This is a genomic window from Marinobacter sp. R17 (assembly GCF_003789045.1).
Lineage (GTDB): Bacteria > Pseudomonadota > Gammaproteobacteria > Pseudomonadales > Oleiphilaceae > Marinobacter_A > Marinobacter_A mangrovi.
On sequence record NZ_RHGZ01000039.1, the window covers coordinates 1 to 25,392 of the forward strand.

Below are 25,392 nucleotides of genomic sequence, written 5' to 3' on the forward strand. Positions count from 1 at the left end.
AAGGCAAGAGGATTAGCATTCATAACGACGGCGGTGAATGGGTTTTTGTTTGGTTTTTGGCGAAAGCAAACTTAACCCGTTTTACCGCCGTCTTCCTTTTCTTTTCCCGCTAATCCGCGATGAACCTAAAAAAAGCCGGCGCCGAAGCGCCGGCGGAAGGATTAACTCAGGGCCGCGAAAGCCTCATCCAGGCGATCCATACCTTCGTCAATCAGCTCGTCACTGATGGTCAGTGCCGGCAGGAAACGAATAACGTTGCCGCGAATGCCGCAGGACAGCAGGATCAACCCATGCTGGCGGGCTTCGCCGATCAGGGCCTTGGTCAATTCGGCGTCGGGCTTGCTGGCATCGCCATCCACGATCAGCTCCATCGCAATCATCGCGCCCAGGTTGCGGACCTCGCCAATGCGCTGAGGGAAACGGCTTTGCAGCTGTTTCAGACGCCCGGTCATGCGCTCGCCAATGGCGACCGCACGTTCGATCAGATTATCTTCCTTGATCACGTCCAGCACCGCCAAGCCTGCGGCACAGCCGATGGGCGAACCGCCGTAGGTGCCACCCAGTGCGCCTGGGCCAGGCTGATCCATGATCTCCGCCTTGCCGACGACGGCGGCGATCGGAAAGCCGCCGGCAATGCCCTTGGCCATGGTCATCAGGTCCGGTTCGATGCCGGCGTATTCCGTCGCAAACATTCGGCCGGTGCGGGCGAAGCCGGTCTGGATCTCGTCGGCAATCAGCAGGATGCCGTGCTGGTCACACAGGGTGCGCAGCGCCTGCATGAAAGCCGTTGGAGCGGCATAGAAACCGCCTTCGCCCTGGACCGGTTCAATGATGATCGCCGCGACGCGGTTCGGCTCGATGTCGCAGGTGAACAGGTCATCCAGCGCCGCCAGTGAATCGGCCATCGAGATGCCGTGGTAGGCGTTCGGGTAGGGCGCATGGAAAATCTCGCCCGGGAAGGGGCCGAAGCCAGCCTTGTAGGGCTTGACCTTACCGGTCAGACCCATGGTCATGTTGGTCCGGCCGTGGAAGCCGCCATTGAAAGCGATGATGCCGGGCCGACCGGTGTAGGAACGGGCGATCTTCACGCAGTTCTCCACCGCCTCCGCGCCGGTGGTCACGAAGATGCTTTTCTTCGGCGTGTCGCCCGGCGCCGCCGCGTTGAGCTTCTCGGACAGATCCACGGCCGACTCGTAGGGCGTTACCATCAGACAGGTGTGGCTGAAGCGCTGCACCTGGGCCTGAACCGCGGCCCGGATCTTCGGGTGGTTATGGCCGGTGTTGTTTACGGCGATACCGGCGCCGAAGTCGATGAATCGATTGCCTTCGACATCCCAGATTTCCGCGTTCAACGCCTTGTCGACGTAGACCGGATGCAGGGCACCCTGGCCCTGGGCCATGGCCTGGGCGCGGCGATCGTGCAGGGATTGGTTGGACATAGCGTGTGTCTCCTTCAATAACCGGGCTCAGCGGATGCCGCCCATACACAGGTATTTGATTTCTACAAAGTCATCGATGCCGTAGCGCGAACCTTCGCGGCCGATGCCGGATTCCTTGATGCCACCGAACGGTGCCAGTTCGGTGGAGATCAGCCCTTCGTTAATGCCGACCATGCCGTACTCCAGGGCTTCGGCCACGCGCCAGACCCGGCCGATGTCACGGCTGTAGAAGTAGGCCGCCAGCCCGAACGGCGTGTCGTTGGCCAGCGCCACCGCTTCGTCTTCATCGGTAAAGCGGAAAACGGTCGCCACCGGGCCAAAGATTTCTTCCTGCGCAATCCGCATGGACGGCGTGACGCCGGTCACCACGGTCGGCGGATAGAAATTCGGGTTGTCCGGGGTGTTGGGATCCTGCTGGGTAATTTTCGCGCCTGCGGAAAGGGCGTCGTCCACCAGGTCCCGGACCTTGGCAACGGCCTTGTCGTTGATTAGCGGGCCAATCGTGATGCCGTCACCGAATCCATCACCGACTTTCAGTTCACGAACCGCCGCGTTGAGCTTTTCAACGAACACATCGTGAATGCCGTCCTGAACCAGGATGCGATTGGTGCACACGCAGGTTTGCCCGGCGTTGCGGAACTTGGACGCGATCAGCCCGGCAACGGCGGCGTCCGCATCGGCATCGTCAAAGACGATGAACGGCGCGTTGCCCCCCAGCTCCAGGGACACCTTCTTGACCGTATCCGCGCACTGGCGCATCAACAGCTTGCCCACCGGGGTTGAGCCGGTGAACGACAGCTTGCGAACACGGCTGTCCTCGCACAGCACGCGGCCGACTTCCGGCGCCTGCAGCGTGGGCACGATATTGATGACTCCGGCGGGGATACCGGCCTGGTGACTCAGTTCGGCCAGGGCCAGGGCACTCAATGGCGTGTCCTCGCCCGGTTTGATGACCACCGTGCAGCCGGCGGCCAGAGCCGGCGCCACTTTGCGGGTGATCATCGCAATGGGGAAGTTCCAGGGCGTGATGGCCGCGACGATACCGATCGGCTGCTTGATAGTGACCAGTCGCTTGTCATCGCCATGGGCCGGAATCACATCGCCATAGATCCGCTTCGCTTCCTCGGCGAACCACTCCACGAACGACGCCCCGTAGGCGACTTCACCGCGGGCTTCGGCAAACGGCTTGCCCTGCTCGGTGGTCATGATCCGGGCCAGGTCGTCCTGGTGCGCCATGATCAGATCGAACCAGCGGCGCAGGTGGGCGGCGCGTTGTTTGGCGGTCAGAGCCTGCCAGGGCTTGAGGGCGGCGTCGGCGGCATCAATGGCGCCCGCGGTTTCTTCGGCACCCAAGTCGGGCACATCGGCGATCTTGTCGCCCGTGCTGGGGTTGAAGACCGGAAACGTGTGGTTTTTGGTCGCGTTGACCCACTGGCCGTTGATGTAGGCCTGCTGGCGGAACAGGTCCTGATGATCCAGTTTCAGCGTCATAACAGTGTCCCATCGGTTTGGCGTGAGCTGCCTGAGCTCACGGATTTATGGCAATGGGGAGATGGTAATCCGGCGTATTTGTGTGATAAATGAGTATGTTTCGATCTATACGTTGAGAGCTGTCAAACAATGAAGAAGGATCTGAAGGTCAAGCTGGGGCAGGTCGGGGATTACGAGATCCGGTTGCTCAAGGTGTTCGAGGCGGTTGTCGAGTGCGGTGGCTTCGCGGCAGCCGAGAGCGAGCTGAGTATTGGGCGGTCGACCATCAGCATTCACATTGCCAACCTGGAAGAACGGCTCGATCTTAAATTGTGCCGCCGAGGGCGGGGTGGCTTCTCGCTGACCGAGGAGGGGATCGAAGTCTACGAATTGATGAAAGGACTGTTCTCGGCCCTGGAAAGCTTCCGTTCGGGCGTCAACGCGCTGCACGTCTCGTTGACGGGCGAGCTGAGAATCATCGCCAGCGACGCCATTTGCATGGATCCCCAGTCACGCCTGCCGGAGACCATTGCGCGGTTTTCCGAGACCGCGCCGGATGTGAACGTGTTGCTGGATGTCAAAGCCCTCAACGACATTGAGCGTATGATCCTCAACGACGAAGCGGACATCGGTTTTATCCCGCTGCACCGACAGCTCTCGGGTCTGGATTATCAAACCCTGTACGTGGACCAGTGTCACCTGTACTGCAGCCGAACTCACTCACTGTATGGCGCCCAGTCGTCTCGGGACCTGCTGGATCGGGTGCTGGGCAGCAAGGTGGTGCACGCGGGCATTCACACCAGCCCCGAAGTGGGGGCGCAGTTGGCGGACATGAACAAGGCAGCGATTTCGTATTTCTATGAGGCGCGCCTCGCGATGATCCTGTCCGGCGCCTACATCGGGTTTATGCCGGACAGCTACGTCGAGCGACAGGTGGCGGATGGGGAGCTGCAGGCGCTGGTGCCGGACACCAAACACTATGCGCTGGAAGTCACGGCCATTACCCGGTCCCACGGCCGGGCCAATCGGGCGCGGGATCTGTTTATGGAGCTGCTGGAGCGCCCCTGAGCCGGGGCGTTCCAGTCTGTTTGGCGAGGGCTATTTCACGCCTGCAGGCGCTTCCTTGGTTGCTTCACTTTCAATGGCAATAGCGTTCTTGGGCGGAATAAAGCTCATGGCCCGTTCCGCCAGTGCGGTAATGGTCAGGCTGGGATTGACCCCCAGGTTGGCCGAGAGCATCGAGCCGTCCACGACATACAGGTTCTTGTAATTGAACACCCGGTTCTGCGCATCGATCACGCCTTTATCCGGGCTGTCCGCCATGGCACAACCGCCCATGCAGTGGGCCGTCATGGGGACGTTGAAGCTGATCTCAGAGAACGAACTCAGGCCCACGCCGCCGGTGGCTTCGGCCGCTTTCCGGGTAAAGGCGTTGGCTTCGGGGATAAAAGTCGGGATGCGATCCCCGTGGCTGGTCAGCGTCTTGGAGAACGGCCAGTACCAGGGCCGCTGCCAGCGCATGTTGATATGCCCCTCGATGGTCTGCATCACCAGGAAAATGACCGTCTCCCGCGAGAAGCGCCAGGGCAATAGACTGCGGAAGCCGGCTACCGGTCGTTTGACCAGAAGACGCAGCACAGCGCCGAGCCAGTACAGGATGCGAACCGGCCCCGGACGGCCGCCGGTCAACACCGTCAGCAGGCTGCTCAGCAGATTGGACCCGTCCGGGTAACGCACCGCCTCGATGTGGGTGTGCTGGTCGATGTAGATACCGGAGCCGATGGCGATGCCTTTGGACAGGTCTTCGTCAGTGCCGGGATAACGCACGCCGAGGATGGATTCGGAGTTGGTGCGGACCCGGTTGCCCAGATCTTCGGAGATATTCGGCAGCGAGCCCTTGTCCTTCAGCTTGAACAGCAGTTCCTGGGTGCCCAGCGACGACCCGGATACGATGACCTGTTGTGCGGTGATGCGGGTTTCCGGTTTGTGGCCACGGGCGAACGTGGGCACCGTGATCACTTCGTACCCGTCCGCGCCGTCCGTGCTGCCCAGGGGTTTGACGTCCACCACCTGCGTTTCGGCGCGGACTTCAGCGCCCCGGCGCTCAGCCAGGTAGAGATAATTCTTGTCCAGCGTGTTCTTGGCGTTGTAGGGGCAGCCCACCATGCAGCCGCCACAGGCAATGCAGGAGTTGCGGGCAGGGCCTTCGCCGTCGAAGTAGGGATCGGGATATTCGGTACCCTGGGCATCGTTATCATCCCCGAAAAACACCCCCACGTCGGTGTAGTAGAAGCTGTCTTCCACGCCGGCGACCCGGGCCATGTCCCTGAGTTTTTCGTCTGCCAGTGCCGGGCGCCGGTTACGGGTGACGCCCAGCATCTGTTTCGCCCTGGCGTAGTGCTCCGGCATGACCTCTTCCCAGTTATCCAGGCCCGCCCAATTGCCCTCGCGCCAGACCGAATCGGGCGGCACCAGCAGGGTCTGGGCGTAGGTGATGGAACCACCGCCCACCGCATTGCCATGCAGGATCATGACGTGGCGGAACAGACGAAGGCTCAGGAAGCCCTTGAGACCGGCCACCGGGCGCCACAGATAATCCCAGAACTTCCAGTTGGTCTTGGGGAGGTTTTCCGGCGTCCAGCGCCGGCCCTGTTCAACCACCAGCACGCGATAGCCTTTCTCGCTCAGGCGACAGGCGCTGACGCTGCCACCGAAGCCTGACCCAATGATGATGAAGTCGTAGTCGTAGTTATTATTCATGTCTCTCTCACTGTTCTGTCAGTGGCTTACCGTGCAGGTCTGGGATACAGCTCATAATCCTGCAGGTCCAGCTTGCGGGTCATCAGTCGGTAGCTGAACGTAAAACCGGGCCAGTTGACGGTGTTCTTGCCGGAGGCCGTCTTGTACCAGGAGTTGCACCCGGCCTCCCAGACACTGTGGGTCAGCGCTCTCTGGACACCCTCATTATAGGTTTGCTGACGCTGGGCTTTGACGTCCATGAAGTGTAGGCCGGGATCCTTGAGCCTGTTCACGCACTGCATCACATAATGAATCTGGGACTCGAGCATGAACACGATGGAACTGTGCGCCAGGTTCGTGTTGGGGCCATACAGCATGAACAGGTTGGGGAAACCGGCCACGCTGATGCCCTTGTAGGCTTCGGCGCCCTCTTGCCAGGCGTCGTTCAGGTCCAACCCGTCCAGACCGGTGATGGTTATGGGCGTGAGGAAGTCCGTGGCCTTGAAGCCCGTTCCGAAAATTAGGGTGTCGACCGGGTGCCGGCTGCCGTCTTTCGTGACGACCGCATCGGATTCAACGCGATCGATGGGATCCGTCATCAGCTCAAGGTGATCCTGGTCAATGGCCGGATACCAGTCGTTGGAGATCAGGATCCGTTTGCAGCCGATGGGGTAATCCGGAATCAGGTTCTTCCGCTTCTCCGGATCCCGCACCCGCCGGCGCACTTCGCACTTTGCGAGCCATTTGAAGGCGTTCAGCAGGAAGCCGAAACGGGTAAAACCGAGGGCTCGGCTCTCATTGCGCCAATAGATCAGGTTGCGGTAGCTGCGGTCGACCAGTGGAAAGCTGCCGAAGAGCCACTGTTCAAGTCCGGTAAAGGGCCGATCCGGCTTGGGCAGGACCCAGGCGCCGGATCGCTGGAACAGTTTGAGGGAGGTCACCTTCGAGATAATTTGCGGCACGAACTGGATGGCGCTGGCGCCGGTACCGATCACCGCGACCCGCTTGCCAGTGAGGTCGTAGTCGTGATCCCAGCGGGCCGAGTGGAAGACTTTTCCCTGAAAGCGATCGATGCCTTCAATGCTCGGCATCGCCGGTTGGTTCAACTGACCGCAGGCGGTAATCAGCACCTGAGCGGAAATGGATTCGCCGCCGGCGGTTTCGATGGTCCAGGTACCGGATGTCTTGTCGAACTGTGCGTCGGTGACTTCGGTGTTAAAGCGGATATGATCCCGCAAGCCGTACTTGCTGGCGCAATGCTCGAGGTAGGCCCGGATCTCCGGCTGAAGCCCGAATTTGCGGGTCCAGTCGCTTTTGGGTTCGAAAGAAAAGGAGTAAAGGTGAGATTGCACATCACATGCAGCACCGGGGTAGGTGTTATCTCGCCAGGTGCCGCCGACGCTGCCCGCTTTTTCCAGCAGTGTCACGTTCTCGATACCGGCTTTCTTGAGTTGGATGGCCATACCCAGACCGCCGAATCCCGTACCGACAATCACGATATGTGGCGTGGTGTCGCCCATGCGTCTCGTTCCTCAATCTTTATTATTAGATCCTGCAAGCGTAGGTCGGTTTCATGCCGCTGACGATGGTGCAACAGGCCACGGAATCGTTTTTTTCGGTCAATGTCAGGCGGTGTCATTTCGTAGCGGTAGGAACCGCTTTCAGGCGGAGCCCAAGGGCGAGAGGCAGGTAAGGGGGCGGGATTCCCGTGGGGCACGGAACTGTCGGTCGGACCCATTTGAGAACGGCCTGGTTGTTTGGAACTGAGCCGTTCCACCGATATCTATATGAAGAAATGCCGAGCGGATACGTTCAAAGGGGCGTTTGAATCGGCGCCGGTCGCCCGGTTCAGTCCTTGACGTTTTCCATGACCACGAAGGTGCTGGTCTGCAGGACATGGGGTAGGGCGGAGATCTGTTCACCCAGGACGTGGCGGTATTCGGCCATGTCCCGTGTGCGGACTTTCAACAGATAGTCAAAATTGCCGGCGATCATGTGGCATTGCTCCACCGCCGACATTTGCCGGATGGCTTCATTAAACGCCGCCAGGGATTTACTGCTGGTGTCACTCAGCGTGACCTGTGCAAAGGCGATGTGACTCTGGCCTAGTTTTGTCTGGTTGATCATCGCCGTATAGCCTGTGATGTAGCCCTGTTCTTCCAGGCGCCGCATGCGGACCTGGCAGGGCGTTTTGGACAGACCCACCCGGGAAGCCAGCTCCGTCACGGTGATCCGGGCGTTCTTTTGCAATTCGCGCATGATGGAGTGATCAATTCTGTCCAGTTCGCCCATGATGTTTCGTCCCGGTAAGATTTATGGCTAGCGAAAGTGCTAAATATAAACAAACCGGCTGCGCAATAAAACTAAATGGGTAAAGCGACTTCGAGCGATTGCCTATACTGTGGGCTATGAGTTTGCGCGGTAGGAAGCGTGTCAGGCGAGAGCGTCCACAGAGGGGCGTTCGCAGCCACGCGATCTCTGCCGCACAGACGCCTGGCTTCACCCTTTATATTCACCGGCTTTCTCCGGAGATGCCTGATGACAGACAGCCGACCGCCATCCCCGAACACCCTGCTTGAACAACTCGCCGCCGCCATGGAAGACGACCGCCAGGATGCGGAAAGCTGGGCCCGATTACGGCAAATGGTCTCCGGCATGATGGCGCAGACGCGCTCCTGGGATGATGAATTCCGGAAGGGGCTGATGGACGCTTTCGGCAAGAAAATGGGCGAGTTCAACGGTACGCTCTACGCCAACGCCTTTCCGACGGGCTATCGGAACCGCTTCTCCAGCGCAGCCGCCGTTAACGATGTGGCCGAGCTCCAGTCCATTGCCGTCAGCGCCGATGTGCCGATGCGCTTCCACGCCGATCGGGATCAGGACGGCAACACCCTGTCGTTCAAACTCTACAGCAGCGGCAAGCCGGTGATTCTTTCCGACGTGGTGCCCCTGCTCGAAAACCTGGGCATGCGCGTGCTCGACGAGCATCCCTACGTGATCGAGCGTAGCGACGGCAAAGTCTTTGGTATCAGCGACTTTACTGTGGAGGTCTTGGGCGAGCCGGCGAGCGCCGGAGATGACGCCACCCGGGGCCTTCTGCAGGAGGCCTTCCGGGAAATCTGGAACGGCTTCGCCGAGAACGACACGTTTAACCGGCTGATCCTGGTGGCGGGGCTGGGGTGGCGTGAAGTGTCCGTCCTGCGGGCCTTCGCACGCTACGTCAAGCAGTTGCGCTTTGGTTTCAGTCAGCATTTCCTGGCGGAGACCCTGTGTCGTCACGTGGACATTACCGTCCAGCTGATCCGGTTGTTCCAGGTACGATTCCAGCCGGATATTGCCAAACCCAAACAGCGTGCAAAGCAGGAAGCGGAGGTGGAGCAGGCGATCCTGGCCGCCCTGGAAGGCGTTGAAAGCCTGGATGATGATCGCATCCTGCGGCGCTTCTTCGTGCTGATCAAGGCGATCTCCCGAACCAACTTTTACCAGCAGGAAGACGGGCAGTTCAAGCCATACGTGTCCTTCAAGATCGATCCCCAGACCATTCCGGATGTGCCCAAGCCCTGCCCACGATTCGAGATCTTCGTCTATTCGCCGCGGGTGGAAGGGGTGCATCTGCGGGCGGGGCCGGTGGCCCGGGGTGGCCTGCGCTGGTCGGACCGTGCGGAGGACTATCGCACCGAGATTCTCGGGCTGATGAAGGCCCAGCAGGTCAAGAACTCGGTCATCGTCCCGGTGGGCGCCAAAGGCGGCTTTATCGTCAAGCAGCCGCCGGCCGATCCCTCCCGGGCGGCACTGCAGGAAGAGGGCATCGCCTGCTACCAGACCTTCATCCGCGGCCTGCTGGATCTGACCGACAATCTGGATGCCGGCACCATCGTGCCGCCGAAAGCCGTCGTGCGGCACGATGACGACGATCCCTACCTGGTAGTCGCGGCCGATAAGGGAACCGCCACCTTCTCGGACATCGCCAACCGTCTGGCGGGCGATTATGGCTTCTGGCTGGGCGACGCCTTTGCTTCCGGCGGCAGCGAGGGCTACGACCACAAGAAAATGGGGATCACCGCCCGTGGTGCCTGGGAATCGGTGAAGCGGCACTTCCTCGAGAAAGGCATCGACACCCAATCCGATCCGTTTACCGTCGTCGGCATCGGGGACATGGGCGGGGACGTTTTCGGCAATGGCATGCTGCTGTCGGACAAGATCCGACTGGTCGGCGCCTTCAATCACCTGCATATCTTTGTCGATCCGACTCCGGACGCGGCCGTTTCCTTCAAAGAACGTCAGCGCCTGTTCGAGCTGCCCGGTTCGAGTTGGGCGGACTACGACGCCGCGAAGATCAGCGAGGGCGGTGGCGTATTTTCGCGCGCCCTCAAGTCCATTCCCGTCTCCAAGTCGATGGCCAAGGCGTTGGGCATTAAAGCTGGCCGCATGGCCCCGAACGACCTGATAAGTGCGTTGCTGAAAGCCCCCGTGGACATGATCTGGAACGGTGGCATCGGCACCTATGTCAAGGCACCGGGCGAATCCCACGAGGACGTCGGCGACAAAACCAACGACCCGGTCCGGGTGGACAGCAACCAGCTGCGCTGCCGGGTTCTGGGTGAGGGCGGTAACCTGGGCTTTACCCAGCGGGCGCGTATCGACTTTGCCCGTCGTGGCGGCGCGGCGAATACGGACTTTATCGACAATGCCGGCGGTGTCGACTGCTCTGACCACGAAGTGAACATGAAAATTCTGCTCAATGCGCAGGTCCGCGACGGTGCGCTGAGCATGGACCAGCGCAACCGCCTGTTGCGCGAGATGACCCCGGAAGTGGCGCAGTTGGTTCTCAAGAACAACTACCGTCAGGCGATGGCGTTGAGTATCGCCGATGCGGGCGGTATGGCCGGCCTGGACGAGTGCGAACGCCTGATACGGCGCCTGGAGTCCAATGGCCGGCTCGACCGGGCACTGGAGTTTCTGCCGGACGATGAGGCCCTGCAGGAGCGCCGCGAGCATGGCGGTGGACTGAGCCGACCGGAACTGGCCGTCCTGATTTCCTACGCCAAGCTGGAGCTGGAGCAGTCCCTGCAGGCGTCGCCCCGGGTTCTGGACGACCGGTTCCTGGATGCCCTGTTCAGCGCGTTCCCGGCCTCCATGCGCGAGACCTTCCCGGACGCGATCCACCATCACCCGCTGCGTGCGGACATTACCGCCACCCAGCTGGCCAACGACCTGATCAACCGGATGGGCATCACGTGGATCGACCGAATCCTGCACACCGCCCGAGCGGATATGGACGAAGTGGTGATCGCCTACCGCATTGCCATGCGTATCTACGGGGTAGACGCCCAATGGGCCGCAATCGAAGCGCTGGATGGCCGGATCCCGTCCAGCGTGCAACTGGAGCTGTTCCGGGATCTGATCCGGTTGGTGACACGCAGTACCACCTGGATTTTGCGCAATCGGCCCGAAGGGCTCGACGCCGCCGCCTGCGAGGCGCGCTATTCGCCGTCGCTCGCCGAGGTGGTGACCTCGGTCAAAGCGCTTCAGGCGGTGATCCCGGAAAGTCGTTGGAAAGAGCGCTATGCTTATTATGTAGACAAGTCCGTACCCGATAATCTGGCTGCCTACTGCGCCTCGATCGAGAGTCGCTATTGGCTGCTGGACATCATCGAGGTTGCGCGACAGTTCGACCAGCCGTTGTCCGCCGTGGCTGAAGTCTACTTCTCACTGGGTGAGGGCCTGAAGCTGACCTGGCTGGATCGCCAGATGAGGGCCTTCCGTGCCAAGGGGCACTGGCAGTCACTTGCTACCAGTCATTATCGGGATGAGCTGGATCATCAGCTCCGCAACCTGACCGCCAGTGTTTTCCACACCAGTGACAAGGCGGGAACGCCTCAACAGATGCTTGCCGTCTGGCACGACGTGAAGCAAACGCAGATACAACGCTGGCAACAGATGCTGGCGGATATGCAAGCGACGAATGTCATTGATTGTGCAGTATTTTCTGTTGCTCACGGAGTCCTGCGGGAACTGGGCACTGAAGTGGCCTGACACACGATTAATGGCACGCGCTGATATAGGTAAAGGCCACATTTCCTGTTTTTAACTTTTTGTCCAGGAAATGCAGCGATGTAAAAGGTCAAAAAAAGATAAATCGTCGCATGCAAATGGTTTTAATAGGAAAAATGACTCCGTCTCTCTCGGTAGAATGCAACGAGAGACGAACAATGACGAGGTGACAGCTATGAAACCGCAGCAATCAACGACTCCATCGCTCATTGAGAGCCGCCAGGCGATCCGCGAGTACTACCTGGCCGATGAGTACAAAGTCATCCGTGAGCTGATTGCTGGCGCACAGCTGTCCAAGGCCGAGCGTGAGGCCATCACGGCCCGTGCCGCCGATCTGGTGCGTGACGTTCGCAGCAATGCGCGCCCCACGATCATGGAGAAGTTCCTTGCCGAATACGGCCTGACCACCAAGGAAGGCGTTGCGCTGATGTGCCTGGCGGAAGCGCTCCTGCGTGTGCCGGACAATACCACCATCCATGCGTTGATCGAAGACAAGATTACCTCCGGGAACTGGGGCGCTCACGTGGGTAAGGCCGCGTCCGGCCTGATCAATTCCACCACGCTGGCCCTGCTGATGACCAGCAACCTGCTGAAGGATTCCGAGCGCCAGACCGTGGGCGAAACCCTGCGCAAAATGGTCAAGCGCATGGGCGAGCCCGTGGTGCGTACCGTGGCCGGCCAGGCCATGAAAGAGATGGGCCGCCAGTTCGTGCTGGGCCGCGATATCGAGGAAGCTCAGGACAACGGCAAGAGCTACATGGCCCGTGGCTACACCTACTCCTACGACATGCTGGGCGAAGCCGCGCGTACCGATGCGGACGCCGTTCGTTATTACAACTCATACTCCGAGGCCATCGACGCCATCGCCAAGAACTGCAAAGGCGATGTGCGGACCAACCCCGGCATTTCCGTCAAATTGTCCGCCTTGCTGGCCCGTTATGAATACGGTCAAAAAGAGCGCGTCATGAACGAGCTGATGCCCCGCGCGCTGGAACTGGCCAAGAAAGCCGCCAAAGCCAATATGGGCTTCAATATCGATGCGGAAGAGGCGGATCGCCTGGATCTGTCGCTCGACGTGATCGAAGCGATTTTGTCCGATCCGGCACTGGCCGGCTGGGACGGCTTCGGCGTCGTCGTACAAGCCTTTGGCAAGCGGGCGTCCCACGTGCTGGACTGGCTGTACGCACTGTCCGCCAAGCTGGACCGCCGCATCATGGTCCGTCTGGTGAAAGGCGCCTACTGGGATGCCGAGATCAAGCGAGCCCAGGTCATGGGGCTGAGCGGTTTCCCGGTCTTCACCCGCAAGGCCTGCAGTGACGTGTCCTACCTGGCGTGTACCAAACAACTGCTGGGTATGACCGATCGCATCTATCCACAGTTTGCGACCCACAACGCGCACTCTGTTTCTGCCGTTCTGGAACTGGCCAAGGATGTCGATCGGGATCGCTTCGAATTCCAGCGCCTGCACGGCATGGGCGAATCCCTGCACGATCAGGTGCTGAAGGACAGCGGTGTCCCGTGCCGCATCTACGCGCCGGTCGGTGCCCATCAGGATCTGCTGGCGTACCTCGTGCGCCGCCTGCTGGAAAATGGCGCCAACAGTTCGTTCGTGAACCAGATTGTCGACACCCGGATCACCCCGGAAGAAATCGCCAAGGATCCGATCGATACGGTCGAGTCCATGGGGGAGAACATCTCCAGCAAGGCGATCGTGCGGCCGGCCGACCTGTTCGGCAAGCAGCGCCGCAACTCCAAGGGCTGGGACATCACCGACCCGGTCACCATCGAGGAGATCGAGCTGGGCCGCGGTGCGTTCAGGACCCATCGTTGGAAAGGCGGTCCGATGACCGCCGGCGAGCCGGTCGGCGCTGAAGTCCAGGTGGTTCGCAACCCGGCGGATCCGGAAGACCTGGTGGGGCATATCACCTATTCATCGGACGCCGATGTGGAAGTGGCCATCAACGCGTCCCAGGACGGCTTCAACACCTGGTCGTCCAAGTCGGTTGAAGAGCGCGCAGCCTGTGTGCGCAAGGTGGGGGATCTCTACGAAGAGCATGCTCACGAACTGTTCGCACTGACCACCCGCGAAGCCGGCAAATCCCTGCTGGATGCCGTGGCGGAAATTCGTGAAGCCGTGGATTTCTGTCAGTTCTATGCCAATGAAGCGATCCGCTACAAGGACGCCGGCGACGCCCGCGGGACGATGGTCTGTATTTCCCCGTGGAACTTCCCGCTGGCGATCTTCACTGGTCAGATCATGGCCGCCATTGCCGCCGGTAACGCGGTCATTGCCAAGCCGGCCGAGTCCACGTCACTGCTGGCGTACCGAGCGGTTCAACTGATGCATGAAGCCGGTATTCCGAAGGACGCACTGCAGTTGCTGCCGGGCACCGGTAGCACCGTGGGCGGGGCTATTACCTCAGACGCCCGCATTGCCGGCGTCTGCTTCACAGGCTCCACGGCAACCGCGCAGAACATCAACCGCAAGATGGCTGAGAATATGGCGCCGGACGCCACGCTGATCGCCGAAACCGGCGGTCTGAACGCCATGATTGTCGATTCCACGGCGCTGCCGGAACAGGTGGTGCGTGACGTGCTGGCGTCGTCCTTCCAGAGCGCCGGCCAGCGTTGTTCAGCGCTGCGCATGCTCTATGTACAGGAAGACATCGCCGACCACCTGCTGGAAATGCTTTACGGTGCGATGGAAGAGCTGGGCGTTGGCGATCCGTGGCTGCTGTCCACTGATGTGGGCCCGGTTATTGATGACAACGCGCACAAGAAGATTACTGACTACTGCGCCAAGTACGACAAGAAGGGTCAACTGCTGAAGACGATGAACGTGCCCGAGAAAGGCCGCTTCGTGTCGCCGGCCGTGATCAAGGTCAGCGGCATCGAGGAGATGGAAGAGGAAATCTTCGGTCCGGTCCTGCACGTCGCCACCTTCCAGGCGAAGGACATCGACAAGGTCGTGGATGCGGTCAACAAAAAAGGCTACGGCCTGACCTTCGGCATCCACAGCCGTGTGGATCGTCGCGTCGAGCGCATCGCCAGTCGGGTCAAGGTGGGCAACACCTACGTCAACCGCAACCAGATCGGCGCCATCGTCGGCTCCCAGCCGTTCGGCGGGGAAGGGCTGTCCGGCACCGGTCCCAAGGCAGGCGGTCCGCACTACGTACGTCGCTTCCTCAAGAACGAGAAGATCGAGAAGCCGCTGGACAACAGCGCCAAGCGGGTCGACGCCAAGGGCCTGCAGAAACTGATCGATCAGTCCGCCGGCCAGAAGGCCACCAAACCCAAAGGGCGCGAAGAGCTGCTCAAGCCGATCTTCGGTGACGTGCCGGCGCCGCTGGACGGTCATTCTGAAGATCTGCCGGGACCGACCGGTGAGCTGAACCGCCTGACGGATTACGCCCGCGGCGTCATCCTGTGCCTGGGGCCGGACGCGGAATCCGCCCTGAAGCAGGCCGGTGTGGCACTGTCCCAAGGCAACCAGGTCGTGGTTGTGGCACCGGACGTCGAGAAGACCGTGGCCGAAGCCGCCAAAGCCGGACTGCCGATCGTTGGGGTGAATGGCATCCTGGAAGCGGAGGCGCTGACCAAAGCCAACGGGTTTGACGCCGTCGTCAGCGTCGCAGAAACGGCAGTCCTGCGGGACTACCGCCTGGCACTGGCCCAGCGCGACGGGGTATTGATCCCGCTGGTCACCGAGCAGAACCTGGATCAGCGCTTCGTGCTTGAGCGTCACCTGTGTGTGGACACCACCGCAGCCGGCGGTAACGCCAGCCTGATCGCCGCGTCCGAATAAATCGACCCGACAGTAGAAAGCCCGGATGTTTTGCATCCGGGCTTTTTTGTGGGCATCTGCTCTTTCACAAGCATCGCTATATATACTGGTTGGCAACAAGTGACCGAAAGCACGGAGCCGCAAACCTGATGGAGTATCCGGCAATCGGTGTGGCGTCAGGTGACGTACCATGACCGATGACGGTCAAGCCGACGTTCCCGGCGAGCGGGGAAACGTTGGCCAACGGCCCTAACGCGACAGGAAAGGAGGCTCTGGAATGAAAGCCATGGTACTGAATGCCCCGGGCGGATTCGATCGAATCGACGCCATCGAGTCCCGGGATCCGGGCGAACCGGGTCCGGGAGAAGTCCGCGTCGCCATCAAGGCCAGTTCCCTGAACTTCCACGATCTACTGGTGGCCGCGGGAATGATTCCGTCAGACGACCAGCGGGTACTCATGTCCGACGGCGCCGGCGTGGTCGAGGCGGTGGGTGACGGCGTCACCGAGTTTGCCGTCGGAGACCACGTGGTTTCCGGTTTCTTCCCGCAATGGCTGGATGGAACACCTATCCCGTCCGTGGGTAACTTTGCGGGAACGCCGGGTGACGGTATCGATGGCTTTGCAGCCACGCACGTGGTGCGGGCGGCGACGGCCTTCACGCACTCACCCGAAGGCTGGAGCCATGCCGAATCGGCCACCATTACCACAGCAGGCCTGACCGCCTGGCGGGCTCTTGTCGTGAATGGCGGGATCAAGGCCGGGGATACTGTGCTCACGCTGGGTACTGGCGGCGTATCCATTGCGGCCATTCAGATTGCCAAGGCCATGGGAGCCACCGTCATTGCCACGTCGTCCTCGGATGACAAGCTCAAGCGGGTACAGGCATTGGGTGCCGATCATCTGATCAACTATCGCACCACGCCGGAGTGGGGCAGCGCGGTTCAGGATCTTACCGACGGACGAGGCGTCGACCACGTCGTGGAGGTGGGCGGCCCAGGGACCTTGGCCCAGTCGATCAATGCGGTTGCCGTGGGCGGTCACATCGCACTGATCGGGGTGCTGACCGGCCGTCAGGGCGACATTCCCACCGGGGCGCTGATGGCCAAACAGGCAAGGCTACAGGGCTTGATTGTAGGCAACCGCCGCCAGCAACAGGCGTATGTCGCCGCCCTGAACCAGACCGGGATTCGACCGGTGATTGACCGCACCTTCCCCTTCGAGCAACTGGCTGATGCGTTCCGCCATCAGGAAAGTGGCCAGCATTTCGGCAAGATTTGTGTTGAGTGGTAGGGGAGTCATTCAGGAGCGTCCGGCTCGGTGCGGGCGCATTTCCGCCCATGGCCACGAGCACACACCGCAGCTGCGTGAGCAAATCAGGTCGTCCATGCAGAACGAAGCGGATTGACGCTACTGTTTCCCCATAAATCCGGCGAGGTGGGGCCAACGCTGCTTCGCCGGTGTACATGTCTTGTTGACCCTGTAACGACTACAAGCTTTATCCTGACGTTTTTCGAACTTGGAAAGGGGCGTCAAGTGGACAGTTGCTGCGAGAACAAGGCCGGGGAACTGGCGGAACTGAGAGGGCGACAAGGGCGCGTTCTCTACATTGTCCTCGCCATCAACACCGTGATGTTCCTCGTTGAGTTCTTCGGTGGGCTCGTGGCCGGGTCGACCGCATTGCTGGCCGATTCCCTGGATATGTTTGGGGATGCCACCGTCTACGCACTCACGCTGTACGCCCTGCACCGCAGCGCCCGAACCCGGGCCGGCGCGGCGCTGGTAAAAGGCGTTTTCATGCTTGTCTTCGGGATCATGGTCATCGTCGAGGCGATCCAGAAGTGTATCCTGGGCATCGTTCCCCAGGCCGAGTGGATGGGTGTAATCGCGGGCGTTGCGTTGGCCGCGAATACGGTATGTTTCCTGTTGCTCAATGCTCATCGTCGCGACGATTTGAACATGCGCTCAACGTGGCTGTGTTCCCGCAACGACCTCTTCGCCAACACCAGTGTCATTGCGGCGGCGGTTTTGGTGGGCGTCACCGGCTCTCTCTGGCCGGACGTGATCGTCGGTCTGGCAATTGCAGCATTGTTCCTGCACTCCGCCTGGCAAGTGTTGACCGAGGCCTGGCGAGAGTGGAAGGCTTCCGATCCAAACGGTGAAGCCGTGCAGACCGGAGGGGTGCAAACACAGCAACCACCTTGCTGTTCTGCTGAGAACACGCAAAGTGCATTCAGCAAAGGGGAGGCTGACAATTCTCTTTCGGCTACTGGGTTGGATGACTGCTGTGGTCCCAAAACACAACGATGAATCACACTGAAAAAACAGTTTTTGTTGTCGGCGTTGCGATTGTCATCAATCCTTTTTAACGGGACCGGCGAGGTACTGTTCGTCCGTGACCGGCTCATACCAGTCCACGGCTTGCCATCCAGCGCTTCCTGGGCAGCCACGTGCTGCATGACGGTTTTGTCCGTCGCGTCGTGCCAGTGTCGACGTGCGCAGTTACACCAGATGATATCGCCGTGCCGATTGCCCCGCGCATGCGTCTGGTGACCGTCGCATCTCCAGAATATCTCGCGCGCTATTCCATCCCCCAGCGACCAGAGGAACTGACCAGCCACCGCTGCATCAACCTCAGGCTGCCGACGCGTGGCGGGCTGTATCCGTGGGAATTCGGCAGCGGCGACAATGAGTTTCGGGTGCGCGTCAGTGGCCCCTCATCATGAACAGCGTGCTTCAGATCCTCCAGGCCAGCCTGGAAGGCATCGGACTGGTCCAGTTGCCCGATAACCTGGTGCAGGAATATCTGGACCGAGGCGAATTGCAGGAAGTCCTGGCCGAGTGGTCCGAACCGTTCGAGGGCTACCATCTTTATTACCCAAGCCGACGCCAGCAAACGGCCGCGTTCCGCGTCGTGCTTGAGGCGCTGCGGTACCGGGCCGATTAGCTTCTGATCAGGGCGAAGGATAGCCGCAGTGGTCTAATGCCGTAGGCGCTCCCTGCAGGGTTTGCTAAGGTCTGAAGACAGTACAAGGTCACATACCCATCCAGCGACCAAAGGTGCCCAACGATGAGCAAGCCCACGATTCCGGAAACGATGAAAGCGATGGTGCTCACAGGCCACGGCGACGTGGACAAGCTGGTTTACCAGGACATGGACACGCCCAAACCGGAGCGGGGGCAGGTCCTGGTGAAGGTGACGGCGACCGCCAAGAACAACACGGATCGCAAGGCCCGGGAAGGTTTGTATCCGACCAGGGATAAGGGCGATGTGACGTCCTTTGCCATGGGAGGCGAGCCTACCCTGACCTTTCCGCGAATTCAGGGGGCGGATGTGGTCGGCCGGGTCGTGGCGGTCGGTGATGGCGTCGACGAGTCGCGACTTGGCGAGCGGGGCCTGTTGGACTTCAACATCTACGCCGACGATCGTCGGGATATCAACCTGACGCCGGACTACTACGGTCACGGCGCCGACGGCGGCTACGCGGAATACATCGCGGTGCCTTCCGATCAATTCCACCACATTCCCAACCCGGATCTGGCGGATGCCGAGCTGGCATCCATGGGTATGTGCTCTTACCAGACGGCTTATCACATGATGACCTCCGCCCGCGTCAAAGCGGGGGAACGCGTTCTGGTCACCGGGGCCAGCGGTGGCGTGGGCACGGCGCTGATTCAGCTTTGCCGCATTGTTGGCGCCATCCCCTATGCGCTGAGTCAGCAAAGCAAAGCCGACGAACTGAAAGCCCTGGGTGCCGAGGCGGTGCTGGACCGCTCGGACATGAGCCAGTTCGAGGAACAGGTCAAAGCGGTGACCGGCGGCGCGCCACTGGATGCCGTGATGGATCTGGCGGGCGGCGAGATGACCAATCATTTCATCGACGCCATGATTTTCGATATGAACTCGCGCAAAGACTACCCGCGGCTGAGCATTGCGGGCGCCAGCGCCGGTAACGTCACGGAAATCATGTGGACGCGGATCTACCTCTATCAGGTCCAGATCTTCGGCGTGTCCCACGGCACTCGCGAGGAAGCGGAACAACTCGTGGACTGGATTCGCGGCGGGCAGCTCCAGCCGGTCCTGCATGCCGCCTTCAAATTATCGGACCTGCACGACGCGGAGCGCTATTTCGTCAATCGGGGGAGCGGCTACCTCGGTAAGATCGTGATCGTGCCGGATTCCGAGTGGGCCGAACATGGTCAACCGTTTGCACTGGCTCACTGAGACCCCTGTGTCGATTCGTCCACCCGATGGAGAACAACGTGGAACACACAACCGACAAGAGCATCAGCCGTTTCCCCGTACCTGAACTCGAAACACTGCCTGACGATATCCGGGAACGCATCGAGGCCGTTCAAGAGAAGTCGGGGTTCATCCCCAACGTGTTCCTGGCCCTGGCACACCGCCCGGATGAGTTTCGCGCGTTCTTTGCCTACCACGATGCCCTGATGGAAAAGCCGGGTAACCTGACCAAGGCGGAAAGGGAAATGATCGTCGTTGCCACCAGCAGCGCCAATGAGTGCCAGTACTGCGTGATCGCCCACGGCGCCATTCTCCGGGTGCGGGCGAAGAACCCGTTGATCGCCGACCAGGTTGCCACCAACTACCGCAAGGCGGACATCACCGATCGCCAGAAGGCGATGCTGGATTTCGCCATGAAGGTGTCCCGCAATGCCCAGCAGGTCGACGAGAGCGATTTCGAGACGCTGAAAGCGCATGGATTTACCGAAGATGACATCTGGGATATTTCAGGTATCTCAGCCTTCTTCGGGATGTCCAATCGCATCGCCAATGTCAGCAACATGCGCCCGAACGAGGCGTTCTATTCGTTCGGGCGCTGACCGCCTGGGCGCGAACCCGGGCGAACGGGCTCAATCGGGGAAGACCACGGTCCGGTTTCCGTGCAGGAACACCCGCTTTTCGATGTGGTAGCGCACGGCCCGGGCCAGGGTCTGACTCTCGATGTCCTGGCCCTTGGCCACCAGATCCTCCGGGTAGTGCCCGTGATCCACGGACTGCACGCCCTGGGTGATGATGGGGCCCTCGTCGAGGTCGTCGTTCACGTAGTGCGCGGTCGCGCCTACCAGTTTCACGCCTTTCTCCCAGGCCTGGTGATACGGCTTGGCCCCCTTGAATCCCGGCAACAGGGAGTGGTGGATGTTGATGGCACGCCCATCCAGCCTGGCGGCCAGTTCCGGCGACAGGACCTGCATATAGCGTGCAAGTACGACCAGTTCGCAGTCGTGATCCTCAATCAGTTGCCAGAGCTCAGCCTCCTGTCGGGGTTTGGTGTCGGGCGTGATGGGCAGGTGAAAATAGGGGATACCGTGCCAGTCTGCCAAGGGCTTGAGATCCGGGTGGTTGGAGATGATCAGGGGGATGTCCATCGCCAGTTCGCCCTTGCGGTAGCGGTAAAGCAGGTCGTTGAGGCAGTGGTCGTATTTCGAGACCAGGATCGCCACGCGCGGGCGATGATCCGGTGCTTTCAGTTCCCATTGCATGTCGAAAGCCGCGGCCCGGTCCTCGAACACCTGACAAAAACGATCCAGCGACTGCTGGCCGCCGAGCGGGCGGAGTTCGACGCGAATGCTGAAGCTTTCCGTCGCACGATCGTCGAAGGAATTCATCGCAAAGACATAGTTTTCGGTCTCGGCGAGGCTACGGGTCACCACATCGACGGTGCCCAGTCGGCTGGGGCACTGGGCCGTGAGTATCCAGAGATCTTCATGTGCGGTCATGGCGTTGATACCTTCCGGTTTTCTTCAGCAAGCCGTTGTTGTCAGCAAACCATTCACCCGGAGTCCGGCTGTTTCGCGCCGCCTCCGGGTGGACGAGGTCGGTTTTCGACCCCCCGATCTACACGGTGCTGGCGTCGGCTTTCTGGCTGGCCTGGCCCCTGACGGCCGTGAGCAGTGGTCCAACATGCACCCCGTATTCACCCGCGGCATCCAGCAGCCAGCGCCAGATGTAGTCGGCGAAGCTGCGACGTACGACAAGCTCCCAGTCGCTGTCGCCCAGGCGCCGTAACGTCGCCTGGGTCTTGCCCAGGACCGTCGTCACGATCTTGCCTACGGGGAAATTACGGTCATGGACGTCGTAGGGACAGCTTTTCATCAGGACCGACCGGGCTTCGGCACCCGACAGGCGGACGATGGACTGCCCGCCGCCGACATTGATGATGGCGTAGTGACCGTCCAGGTGATTGCGAAGGTGGCTTTCCATCGTAAAGGCCTGGTCACCGGGACCCACCAGCAGCCATTCGTCCGGCGTGATCCAGCTCAGCGACCAGTCGCCTTTGGACTGGCTTTGCAGCGCCTCAGGCAGGTCAAGGCCGGTCGCCGCCTTAACCCCGTCCCGGAAGCCGGCGGACTCGGCGTTACCCCGGAGCACCAGATGGGTTTTGAGCGCCTCTTCCCAGATGAAAACGCGCGCGTTCGCGGAAGCCTGACCGGTCTGGGCGCGGGCCACGTGATGGAGCGGGCTGCGGGCCGGTACCGTGCTGTCCGGTTGCTGATCCATCAAAGCGACGCCCGGCGTAACGGCTGTGTCGACAGCCGTGTTGGTGACTTCAGACATTTTGACGCTCTCCTTTCGGGTCCAGGAAGATCGTGCCGCAGATTTCCGCCTCGACGACGCGGCCGTTTTCCAGTGGGTAGTAGACGATATCGCCTTCACGGTTGTGACCGTTGCGGATCACACCCATCGCGATCGAACGCTTCAGGTTGGCGCTGTAGTAGCTGGACGTGATGTGGCCCAGCATCCGCATCGGCTTCGGCTGGTTCGGGTCGTCCACGGCCTGGGCACCTTCCGGCAGCACGATGCCCGGGTCGAGGGTCTTCAGGCCGACCAACTGCTTGCGATCGGTCCGTACACAGTCTTCCCGCTTCATGCCGCGCTTGCCGATAAAGCTGAACGGCTTGTCTTCCTTCACGGCCCAGCTCATGCCCAGGTCGTAGGGATGCACCGAACCGTCGGTGTCCTGTCCGGCGATGATGAAGCCTTTTTCGGCCCGCAGGATGTGCATCGTCTCGGTGCCATAGGGCGTGAGGTCATACTTGGCGCCGTGTTCAAAGAGCTTTTCCCAAACGTGCAGGCCGTAATGTGCCTGGACATTGATTTCGTAGGACAGCTCACCGGTGAACGAGATGCGGAAGACCCGAGCCGGCACGCCCGCGACGGTGCCCTGGCGCCAGTCCATGAACTTGAAGGTATCCCGGTCGAGGTCGATGTCATCGGTCAGTTCCGCCAGCAGCTTGCGTGCGTTCGGTCCGGCGATGGTCATCGTGGCCCAGTGATCGGTGACGGTGTTCATGTAGACTTCCAGCTCCGGCCACTCGGTCTGGTGATAGAGCTCCAGCCATTCCAGAACGCCGGCCGCACCGCCGGTGGTGGTGGTCATCAGGAAGTGGTTCTCACCGAGGCACGATGTGACCCCGTCATCGAATACCATGCCGTCCTCATGGCACATGAGGCCGTAACGGCATTTGCCGACGGCGAGCTTGGCCCAGGCGTTGGTGTAGACCCGGCCGAGGAACTCACGGGCGTCTTTGCCCTGTATGTCGATCTTGCCCAACGTTGAGGCATCGAGAATGCCGATGCTGTTGCGGGTGGCCAGGCACTCCCGGTTCAGCGCCTGCTGCATGGTTTCACCCGGCTTCGGGTAATACCACGGGCGTTTCCACTGGCCGACATCCTCGAACTTGGCGCCGTGTTTGACGTGCCATTCATGCATGGCGGTGTAGCGCTTGGGATCGAACAGGTCGTCCACATGCCGTCCGACGATGGCGCCGAAGGTTACCGGTGTGTAGTTCGGACGGAAAATGGTGGTGCCGGTTTGCGGAATCGTCTGGTTCAGCGACTTGGCGGCAATCGCCATGCCGTTGATGTTGCCCAGCTTGCCCTGATCCGTACCGAAGCCCATCGCGGTATAGCGCTTGACGTGCTCAATGGATTCGAAGCCTTCCCGGGTGGCCAGCTCGATGGCGGCAGCGGTCACGTCGGTCTGGAAGTCCACGAACTGTTTGGGCGCACGGCTGTTGCGCTTGTGGTGTGGCACGCAGAACAGCGCCATCGGTCGTGTTTCCGGGCGGATTTCCGCCGCAGGCACGGCTGCAGGCTCCGCGGTAAAGCCGGCATTGGTGGCCGCCAGGGCCCCGAGGCTGGCGCCTTCTTCCAGGCATTCGTTGAGGCCGAAGTGGCCAGCTACGGCACCTGCCACCAGCTGTTTCTGGACGGTTTTGCCCGGGACGAAGCCGATCACGTCATCGTCCCAAATCGGACGGCTGCCGGTATGGCAGGACAGATGCACGGCCGGGCTCCAGCCACCGGAGGTGGCGATGGTGTCGCATACCAGCACCTGATCGCTGCCGAGGGCCTGACTGCCGTCGGCACTGAGTCCGCTGACGACCGCGCCCTGAACATGCTTGCGTCCCCGGGCCTCAATCACGGCATGGCCGGTCAGGACCTTGATGCCGCGCCGGCGGGCTTCCGCTTGCCAGGCTCCGGCGGCGCCCTGGCGGGTATCGACGATCGCCACCACCTCACGCCCGGCATCCTGCCAGTCGAAGGCGGTCCGGTAGGCATTGTCGTTCGTGGTCATCAGCACCAGCCGTTGGCCCGGAACCACGGCGTAGCGGTTGATGTAGGTCGATACGGCCGACGCGAGCATGCAGCCCGGCAGATCGTTGTTGCCATACACCAGCGGCCGCTCGTGGGCGCCGGTGGCCAGGACGACCCACTGGGCGCGCACCCGATGCAGACGCTGCCGGGATTGGCCGGCCGGCGCGCGATCGCTGAGGTGATCGGTGCGCCGCTCATGGATCGTCAGGAAGTTGTGATCGTGATAGCCGTTGACGGTGGAGCGGGGCAGCAGCAAAACGTTGTCGTAGCTGGCCAGCTCTTCCAGTGTGGCCTTCAGCCATTTCGCAGCGGGCTGGCCGTCCAGGGTATCGCCGCCATCCAGCAGCGAGCCACCCATTTCAGCCTGCTCGTCGGCGAGAATGACCCGCGCGCCGGAACGGGCCGCCGAAAGGGCAGCCGCAAGGCCGGCCGGACCGGCGCCGACGACCAGGACGTCTGTGTGCTGGTTCAGGTGGTCGTAGATGTCCGCATCCGGCTCGCGGGGGGAGCGCCCCAGGCCGGCGGCCTTGCGGATGTATTTCTCATAGGTGTCCCAGGCGGCCTGCGGGAACATGAAGGTCTTGTAGTAGAAGCCCGGCGGCAGCATCCGCCCCAGGATCGTCCCCATGACCCCCATGAAGTCGAACTTGAGGTTCGGCCACCCGCTGGTGGGCTGGCTGACCAGTCCTTCAAACAGTTCCTGTTGTGTGGCCCGAACGTTGGGGGTTTGGGTCGCTTCGGTGGCGCCGATCTGGAAAACCGCATTCGGTTCCTCGGCTCCGGCGGCCACAATGCCACGCGGGCGGCTGTATTTGAAGCTGCGACCGATGACGTCGACTCCGTTAGCCAGCAGTGCGGAGGCCAGGGAGTCGCCGGCAAAGCCCTGATAGGTCTGTCCATTGAACTGGAAGGTCAGCGGGCGGCTGCGGTCGATACGGCCGCCGCGCGGGAGACGGTTGGATTGGATCATGGTTCGCCTCTCAGGACTGCAGTTGTTCGGTGGATTGGGACAGGTTCGGCGACTCGCCGATCCGGTAGGTTTCCAGGATCTCGTAGGTCTGGGTGTCGCGCGCGATGTTGAAGAATTTGCGACAGCCTATGGCGTGGACCCAGAGCTCGTGGTACAGGCCGCGGGGATTCGAGCGGAAGTAGAGGAAATTTCCCCATTCCTCGTCGCTGCAGGCATCCGGGTCTTCCGGACGCGCCAGGTGCGCCTGGCCCTTGGCATGGAACTCTTCTTCTTCCCGGTGCTCGCCGCAATAGGGACAGTAGATATAAAACATGGAAT

Annotated in this window: 18 protein-coding genes; 9 read left to right on the forward strand and 9 right to left on the reverse strand. The window is 61.1% G+C overall.

From position 1 onward, the window contains the following. Nucleotides 1-161: 161 nt before the first annotated feature. Both gabT and EB809_RS19620 read right to left on the reverse strand, forming a co-directional pair. The gene (gabT, locus tag EB809_RS19615) at nt 162-1,439 is read right to left on the reverse strand and encodes a 4-aminobutyrate--2-oxoglutarate transaminase (RefSeq protein ID WP_123636550.1); all 1,278 of its coding nucleotides are present in this window, start codon (nt 1,437-1,439) and stop codon (nt 162-164) included. 27 nt (nt 1,440-1,466) lie between these two features. Next, nucleotides 1,467-2,930 (reverse strand): NAD-dependent succinate-semialdehyde dehydrogenase, encoded by a 1,464-nt coding sequence (locus EB809_RS19620; protein ID WP_190294979.1) that lies wholly within the window; start codon nt 2,928-2,930, stop codon nt 1,467-1,469. Nucleotides 2,931-3,059: 129 nt separating this feature from the next. On the opposite strand from EB809_RS19620, the gene EB809_RS19625 reads away from it, so the two are divergent. After that, nucleotides 3,060-3,977 (forward strand): LysR family transcriptional regulator, encoded by a 918-nt coding sequence (locus EB809_RS19625; protein WP_123636551.1) that lies wholly within the window; start codon nt 3,060-3,062, stop codon nt 3,975-3,977. A gap of 30 nt (nt 3,978-4,007) precedes the next feature. Here the strand turns inward: EB809_RS19625 and EB809_RS19630 are convergent, their stop codons facing one another. The 3 genes from EB809_RS19630 to EB809_RS19640 all read right to left on the reverse strand — a co-directional run bounded on the left by EB809_RS19630 (nt 4,008) and on the right by EB809_RS19640 (nt 7,940). Further along, the gene (locus EB809_RS19630) at nt 4,008-5,669 is read right to left on the reverse strand and encodes a GMC oxidoreductase (protein ID WP_123636552.1); all 1,662 of its coding nucleotides are present in this window, start codon (nt 5,667-5,669) and stop codon (nt 4,008-4,010) included. Between the two features lie 26 nt (nt 5,670-5,695). Further along, on the reverse strand, nt 5,696-7,168 hold the full coding sequence (locus EB809_RS19635) for a flavin-containing monooxygenase (RefSeq protein WP_123636553.1): 1,473 nt from the start codon (nt 7,166-7,168) through the stop codon (nt 5,696-5,698). A gap of 328 nt (nt 7,169-7,496) precedes the next feature. Then, on the reverse strand, nt 7,497-7,940 hold the full coding sequence (locus EB809_RS19640; protein WP_123636554.1) for an Lrp/AsnC ligand binding domain-containing protein: 444 nt from the start codon (nt 7,938-7,940) through the stop codon (nt 7,497-7,499). 246 nt (nt 7,941-8,186) lie between these two features. Here EB809_RS19640 and EB809_RS19645 point away from each other — a divergent pair, with 246 nt between their 5' ends. The 8 genes from EB809_RS19645 to EB809_RS19680 all read left to right on the forward strand — a co-directional run bounded on the left by EB809_RS19645 (nt 8,187) and on the right by EB809_RS19680 (nt 20,326). Next, a complete protein-coding gene (locus EB809_RS19645) occupies nt 8,187-11,684 on the forward strand; it encodes an NAD-glutamate dehydrogenase (RefSeq protein ID WP_123636555.1) in 3,498 nt (1,165 codons plus the stop codon). A gap of 193 nt (nt 11,685-11,877) precedes the next feature. Next, entirely contained in the window at nt 11,878-15,507 is a 3,630-nt protein-coding gene (gene putA, locus EB809_RS19650; RefSeq protein ID WP_123636556.1) for a bifunctional proline dehydrogenase/L-glutamate gamma-semialdehyde dehydrogenase PutA, read from the forward strand. Nucleotides 15,508-15,763: 256 nt separating this feature from the next. Beyond that, a complete protein-coding gene (locus EB809_RS19655; protein ID WP_123636557.1) occupies nt 15,764-16,777 on the forward strand; it encodes a zinc-dependent alcohol dehydrogenase family protein in 1,014 nt (337 codons plus the stop codon). Nucleotides 16,778-17,020: 243 nt separating this feature from the next. Next, complete coding sequence (locus EB809_RS19660) at nt 17,021-17,794, forward strand: cation diffusion facilitator family transporter (protein WP_123636558.1); 774 nt, start codon at nt 17,021-17,023, stop codon at nt 17,792-17,794. 230 nt (nt 17,795-18,024) lie between these two features. Then, nucleotides 18,025-18,210, forward strand: a complete 186-nt coding sequence (locus EB809_RS21120) for a hypothetical protein (RefSeq protein ID WP_223808049.1) — start codon at nt 18,025-18,027, stop codon at nt 18,208-18,210. After that, complete coding sequence (locus tag EB809_RS21125; RefSeq protein WP_223808050.1) at nt 18,207-18,431, forward strand: LysR substrate-binding domain-containing protein; 225 nt, start codon at nt 18,207-18,209, stop codon at nt 18,429-18,431. Before EB809_RS21120 ends, EB809_RS21125 begins: the two co-directional genes overlap by 4 nt. A gap of 123 nt (nt 18,432-18,554) precedes the next feature. Beyond that, the gene (locus EB809_RS19675) at nt 18,555-19,709 is read left to right on the forward strand and encodes a zinc-binding dehydrogenase (RefSeq protein WP_123636559.1); all 1,155 of its coding nucleotides are present in this window, start codon (nt 18,555-18,557) and stop codon (nt 19,707-19,709) included. Between the two features lie 38 nt (nt 19,710-19,747). Then, nucleotides 19,748-20,326, forward strand: coding sequence for a peroxidase-related enzyme (locus EB809_RS19680; RefSeq protein WP_223808051.1), 579 nt, complete (start codon nt 19,748-19,750; stop codon nt 20,324-20,326). Nucleotides 20,327-20,356: 30 nt separating this feature from the next. On the opposite strand, the gene purU is transcribed toward EB809_RS19680, so the two are convergent. The 4 genes from purU to EB809_RS19700 all read right to left on the reverse strand — a co-directional run bounded on the left by purU (nt 20,357) and on the right by EB809_RS19700 (nt 25,387). Beyond that, the gene (gene purU / locus EB809_RS19685) at nt 20,357-21,223 is read right to left on the reverse strand and encodes a formyltetrahydrofolate deformylase (protein WP_123636561.1); all 867 of its coding nucleotides are present in this window, start codon (nt 21,221-21,223) and stop codon (nt 20,357-20,359) included. Between the two features lie 118 nt (nt 21,224-21,341). Continuing rightward, complete coding sequence (locus EB809_RS19690) at nt 21,342-22,061, reverse strand: sarcosine oxidase subunit gamma (RefSeq protein WP_123636562.1); 720 nt, start codon at nt 22,059-22,061, stop codon at nt 21,342-21,344. Beyond that, nucleotides 22,054-25,074: a sarcosine oxidase subunit alpha gene (locus EB809_RS19695; RefSeq protein WP_123636563.1), complete on the reverse strand. Its 3,021-nt coding sequence runs from the start codon at nt 25,072-25,074 to the stop codon at nt 22,054-22,056. Before EB809_RS19695 ends, EB809_RS19690 begins: the two co-directional genes overlap by 8 nt. Nucleotides 25,075-25,084: 10 nt before the next feature. After that, nucleotides 25,085-25,387, reverse strand: a complete 303-nt coding sequence (locus tag EB809_RS19700) for a sarcosine oxidase subunit delta (RefSeq protein ID WP_123636564.1) — start codon at nt 25,385-25,387, stop codon at nt 25,085-25,087. Nucleotides 25,388-25,392 lie beyond the last annotated feature (5 nt).

Excerpts from the sequence above, each read along its gene's own strand:
- gabT (WP_123636550.1), bottom strand. The coding sequence starts at position 1,439 with ATGTCCAACCAATCCCTGCACGATCGCCGCGCCCAGGCCATGGCCCAG.
- EB809_RS19620 (WP_190294979.1), bottom strand. The coding sequence starts at position 2,930 with ATGACGCTGAAACTGGATCATCAGGACCTGTTCCGCCAGCAGGCCTAC.
- EB809_RS19625 (WP_123636551.1), top strand. The coding sequence starts at position 3,060 with ATGAAGAAGGATCTGAAGGTCAAGCTGGGGCAGGTCGGGGATTACGAG.
- EB809_RS19630 (WP_123636552.1), bottom strand. The coding sequence starts at position 5,669 with ATGAATAATAACTACGACTACGACTTCATCATCATTGGGTCAGGCTTC.
- EB809_RS19635 (WP_123636553.1), bottom strand. The coding sequence starts at position 7,168 with ATGGGCGACACCACGCCACATATCGTGATTGTCGGTACGGGATTCGGC.
- EB809_RS19640 (WP_123636554.1), bottom strand. The coding sequence starts at position 7,940 with ATGGGCGAACTGGACAGAATTGATCACTCCATCATGCGCGAATTGCAA.
- EB809_RS19645 (WP_123636555.1), top strand. The coding sequence starts at position 8,187 with ATGACAGACAGCCGACCGCCATCCCCGAACACCCTGCTTGAACAACTC.
- putA (WP_123636556.1), top strand. The coding sequence starts at position 11,878 with ATGAAACCGCAGCAATCAACGACTCCATCGCTCATTGAGAGCCGCCAG.
- EB809_RS19655 (WP_123636557.1), top strand. The coding sequence starts at position 15,764 with ATGAAAGCCATGGTACTGAATGCCCCGGGCGGATTCGATCGAATCGAC.
- EB809_RS21120 (WP_223808049.1), top strand. The coding sequence starts at position 18,025 with ATGCGTCTGGTGACCGTCGCATCTCCAGAATATCTCGCGCGCTATTCC.
- EB809_RS21125 (WP_223808050.1), top strand. The coding sequence starts at position 18,207 with ATGAACAGCGTGCTTCAGATCCTCCAGGCCAGCCTGGAAGGCATCGGA.
- EB809_RS19675 (WP_123636559.1), top strand. The coding sequence starts at position 18,555 with ATGAGCAAGCCCACGATTCCGGAAACGATGAAAGCGATGGTGCTCACA.
- purU (WP_123636561.1), bottom strand. The coding sequence starts at position 21,223 with ATGACCGCACATGAAGATCTCTGGATACTCACGGCCCAGTGCCCCAGC.
- EB809_RS19690 (WP_123636562.1), bottom strand. The coding sequence starts at position 22,061 with ATGTCTGAAGTCACCAACACGGCTGTCGACACAGCCGTTACGCCGGGC.
- EB809_RS19695 (WP_123636563.1), bottom strand. The coding sequence starts at position 25,074 with ATGATCCAATCCAACCGTCTCCCGCGCGGCGGCCGTATCGACCGCAGC.
- EB809_RS19700 (WP_123636564.1), bottom strand. The coding sequence starts at position 25,387 with ATGTTTTATATCTACTGTCCCTATTGCGGCGAGCACCGGGAAGAAGAA.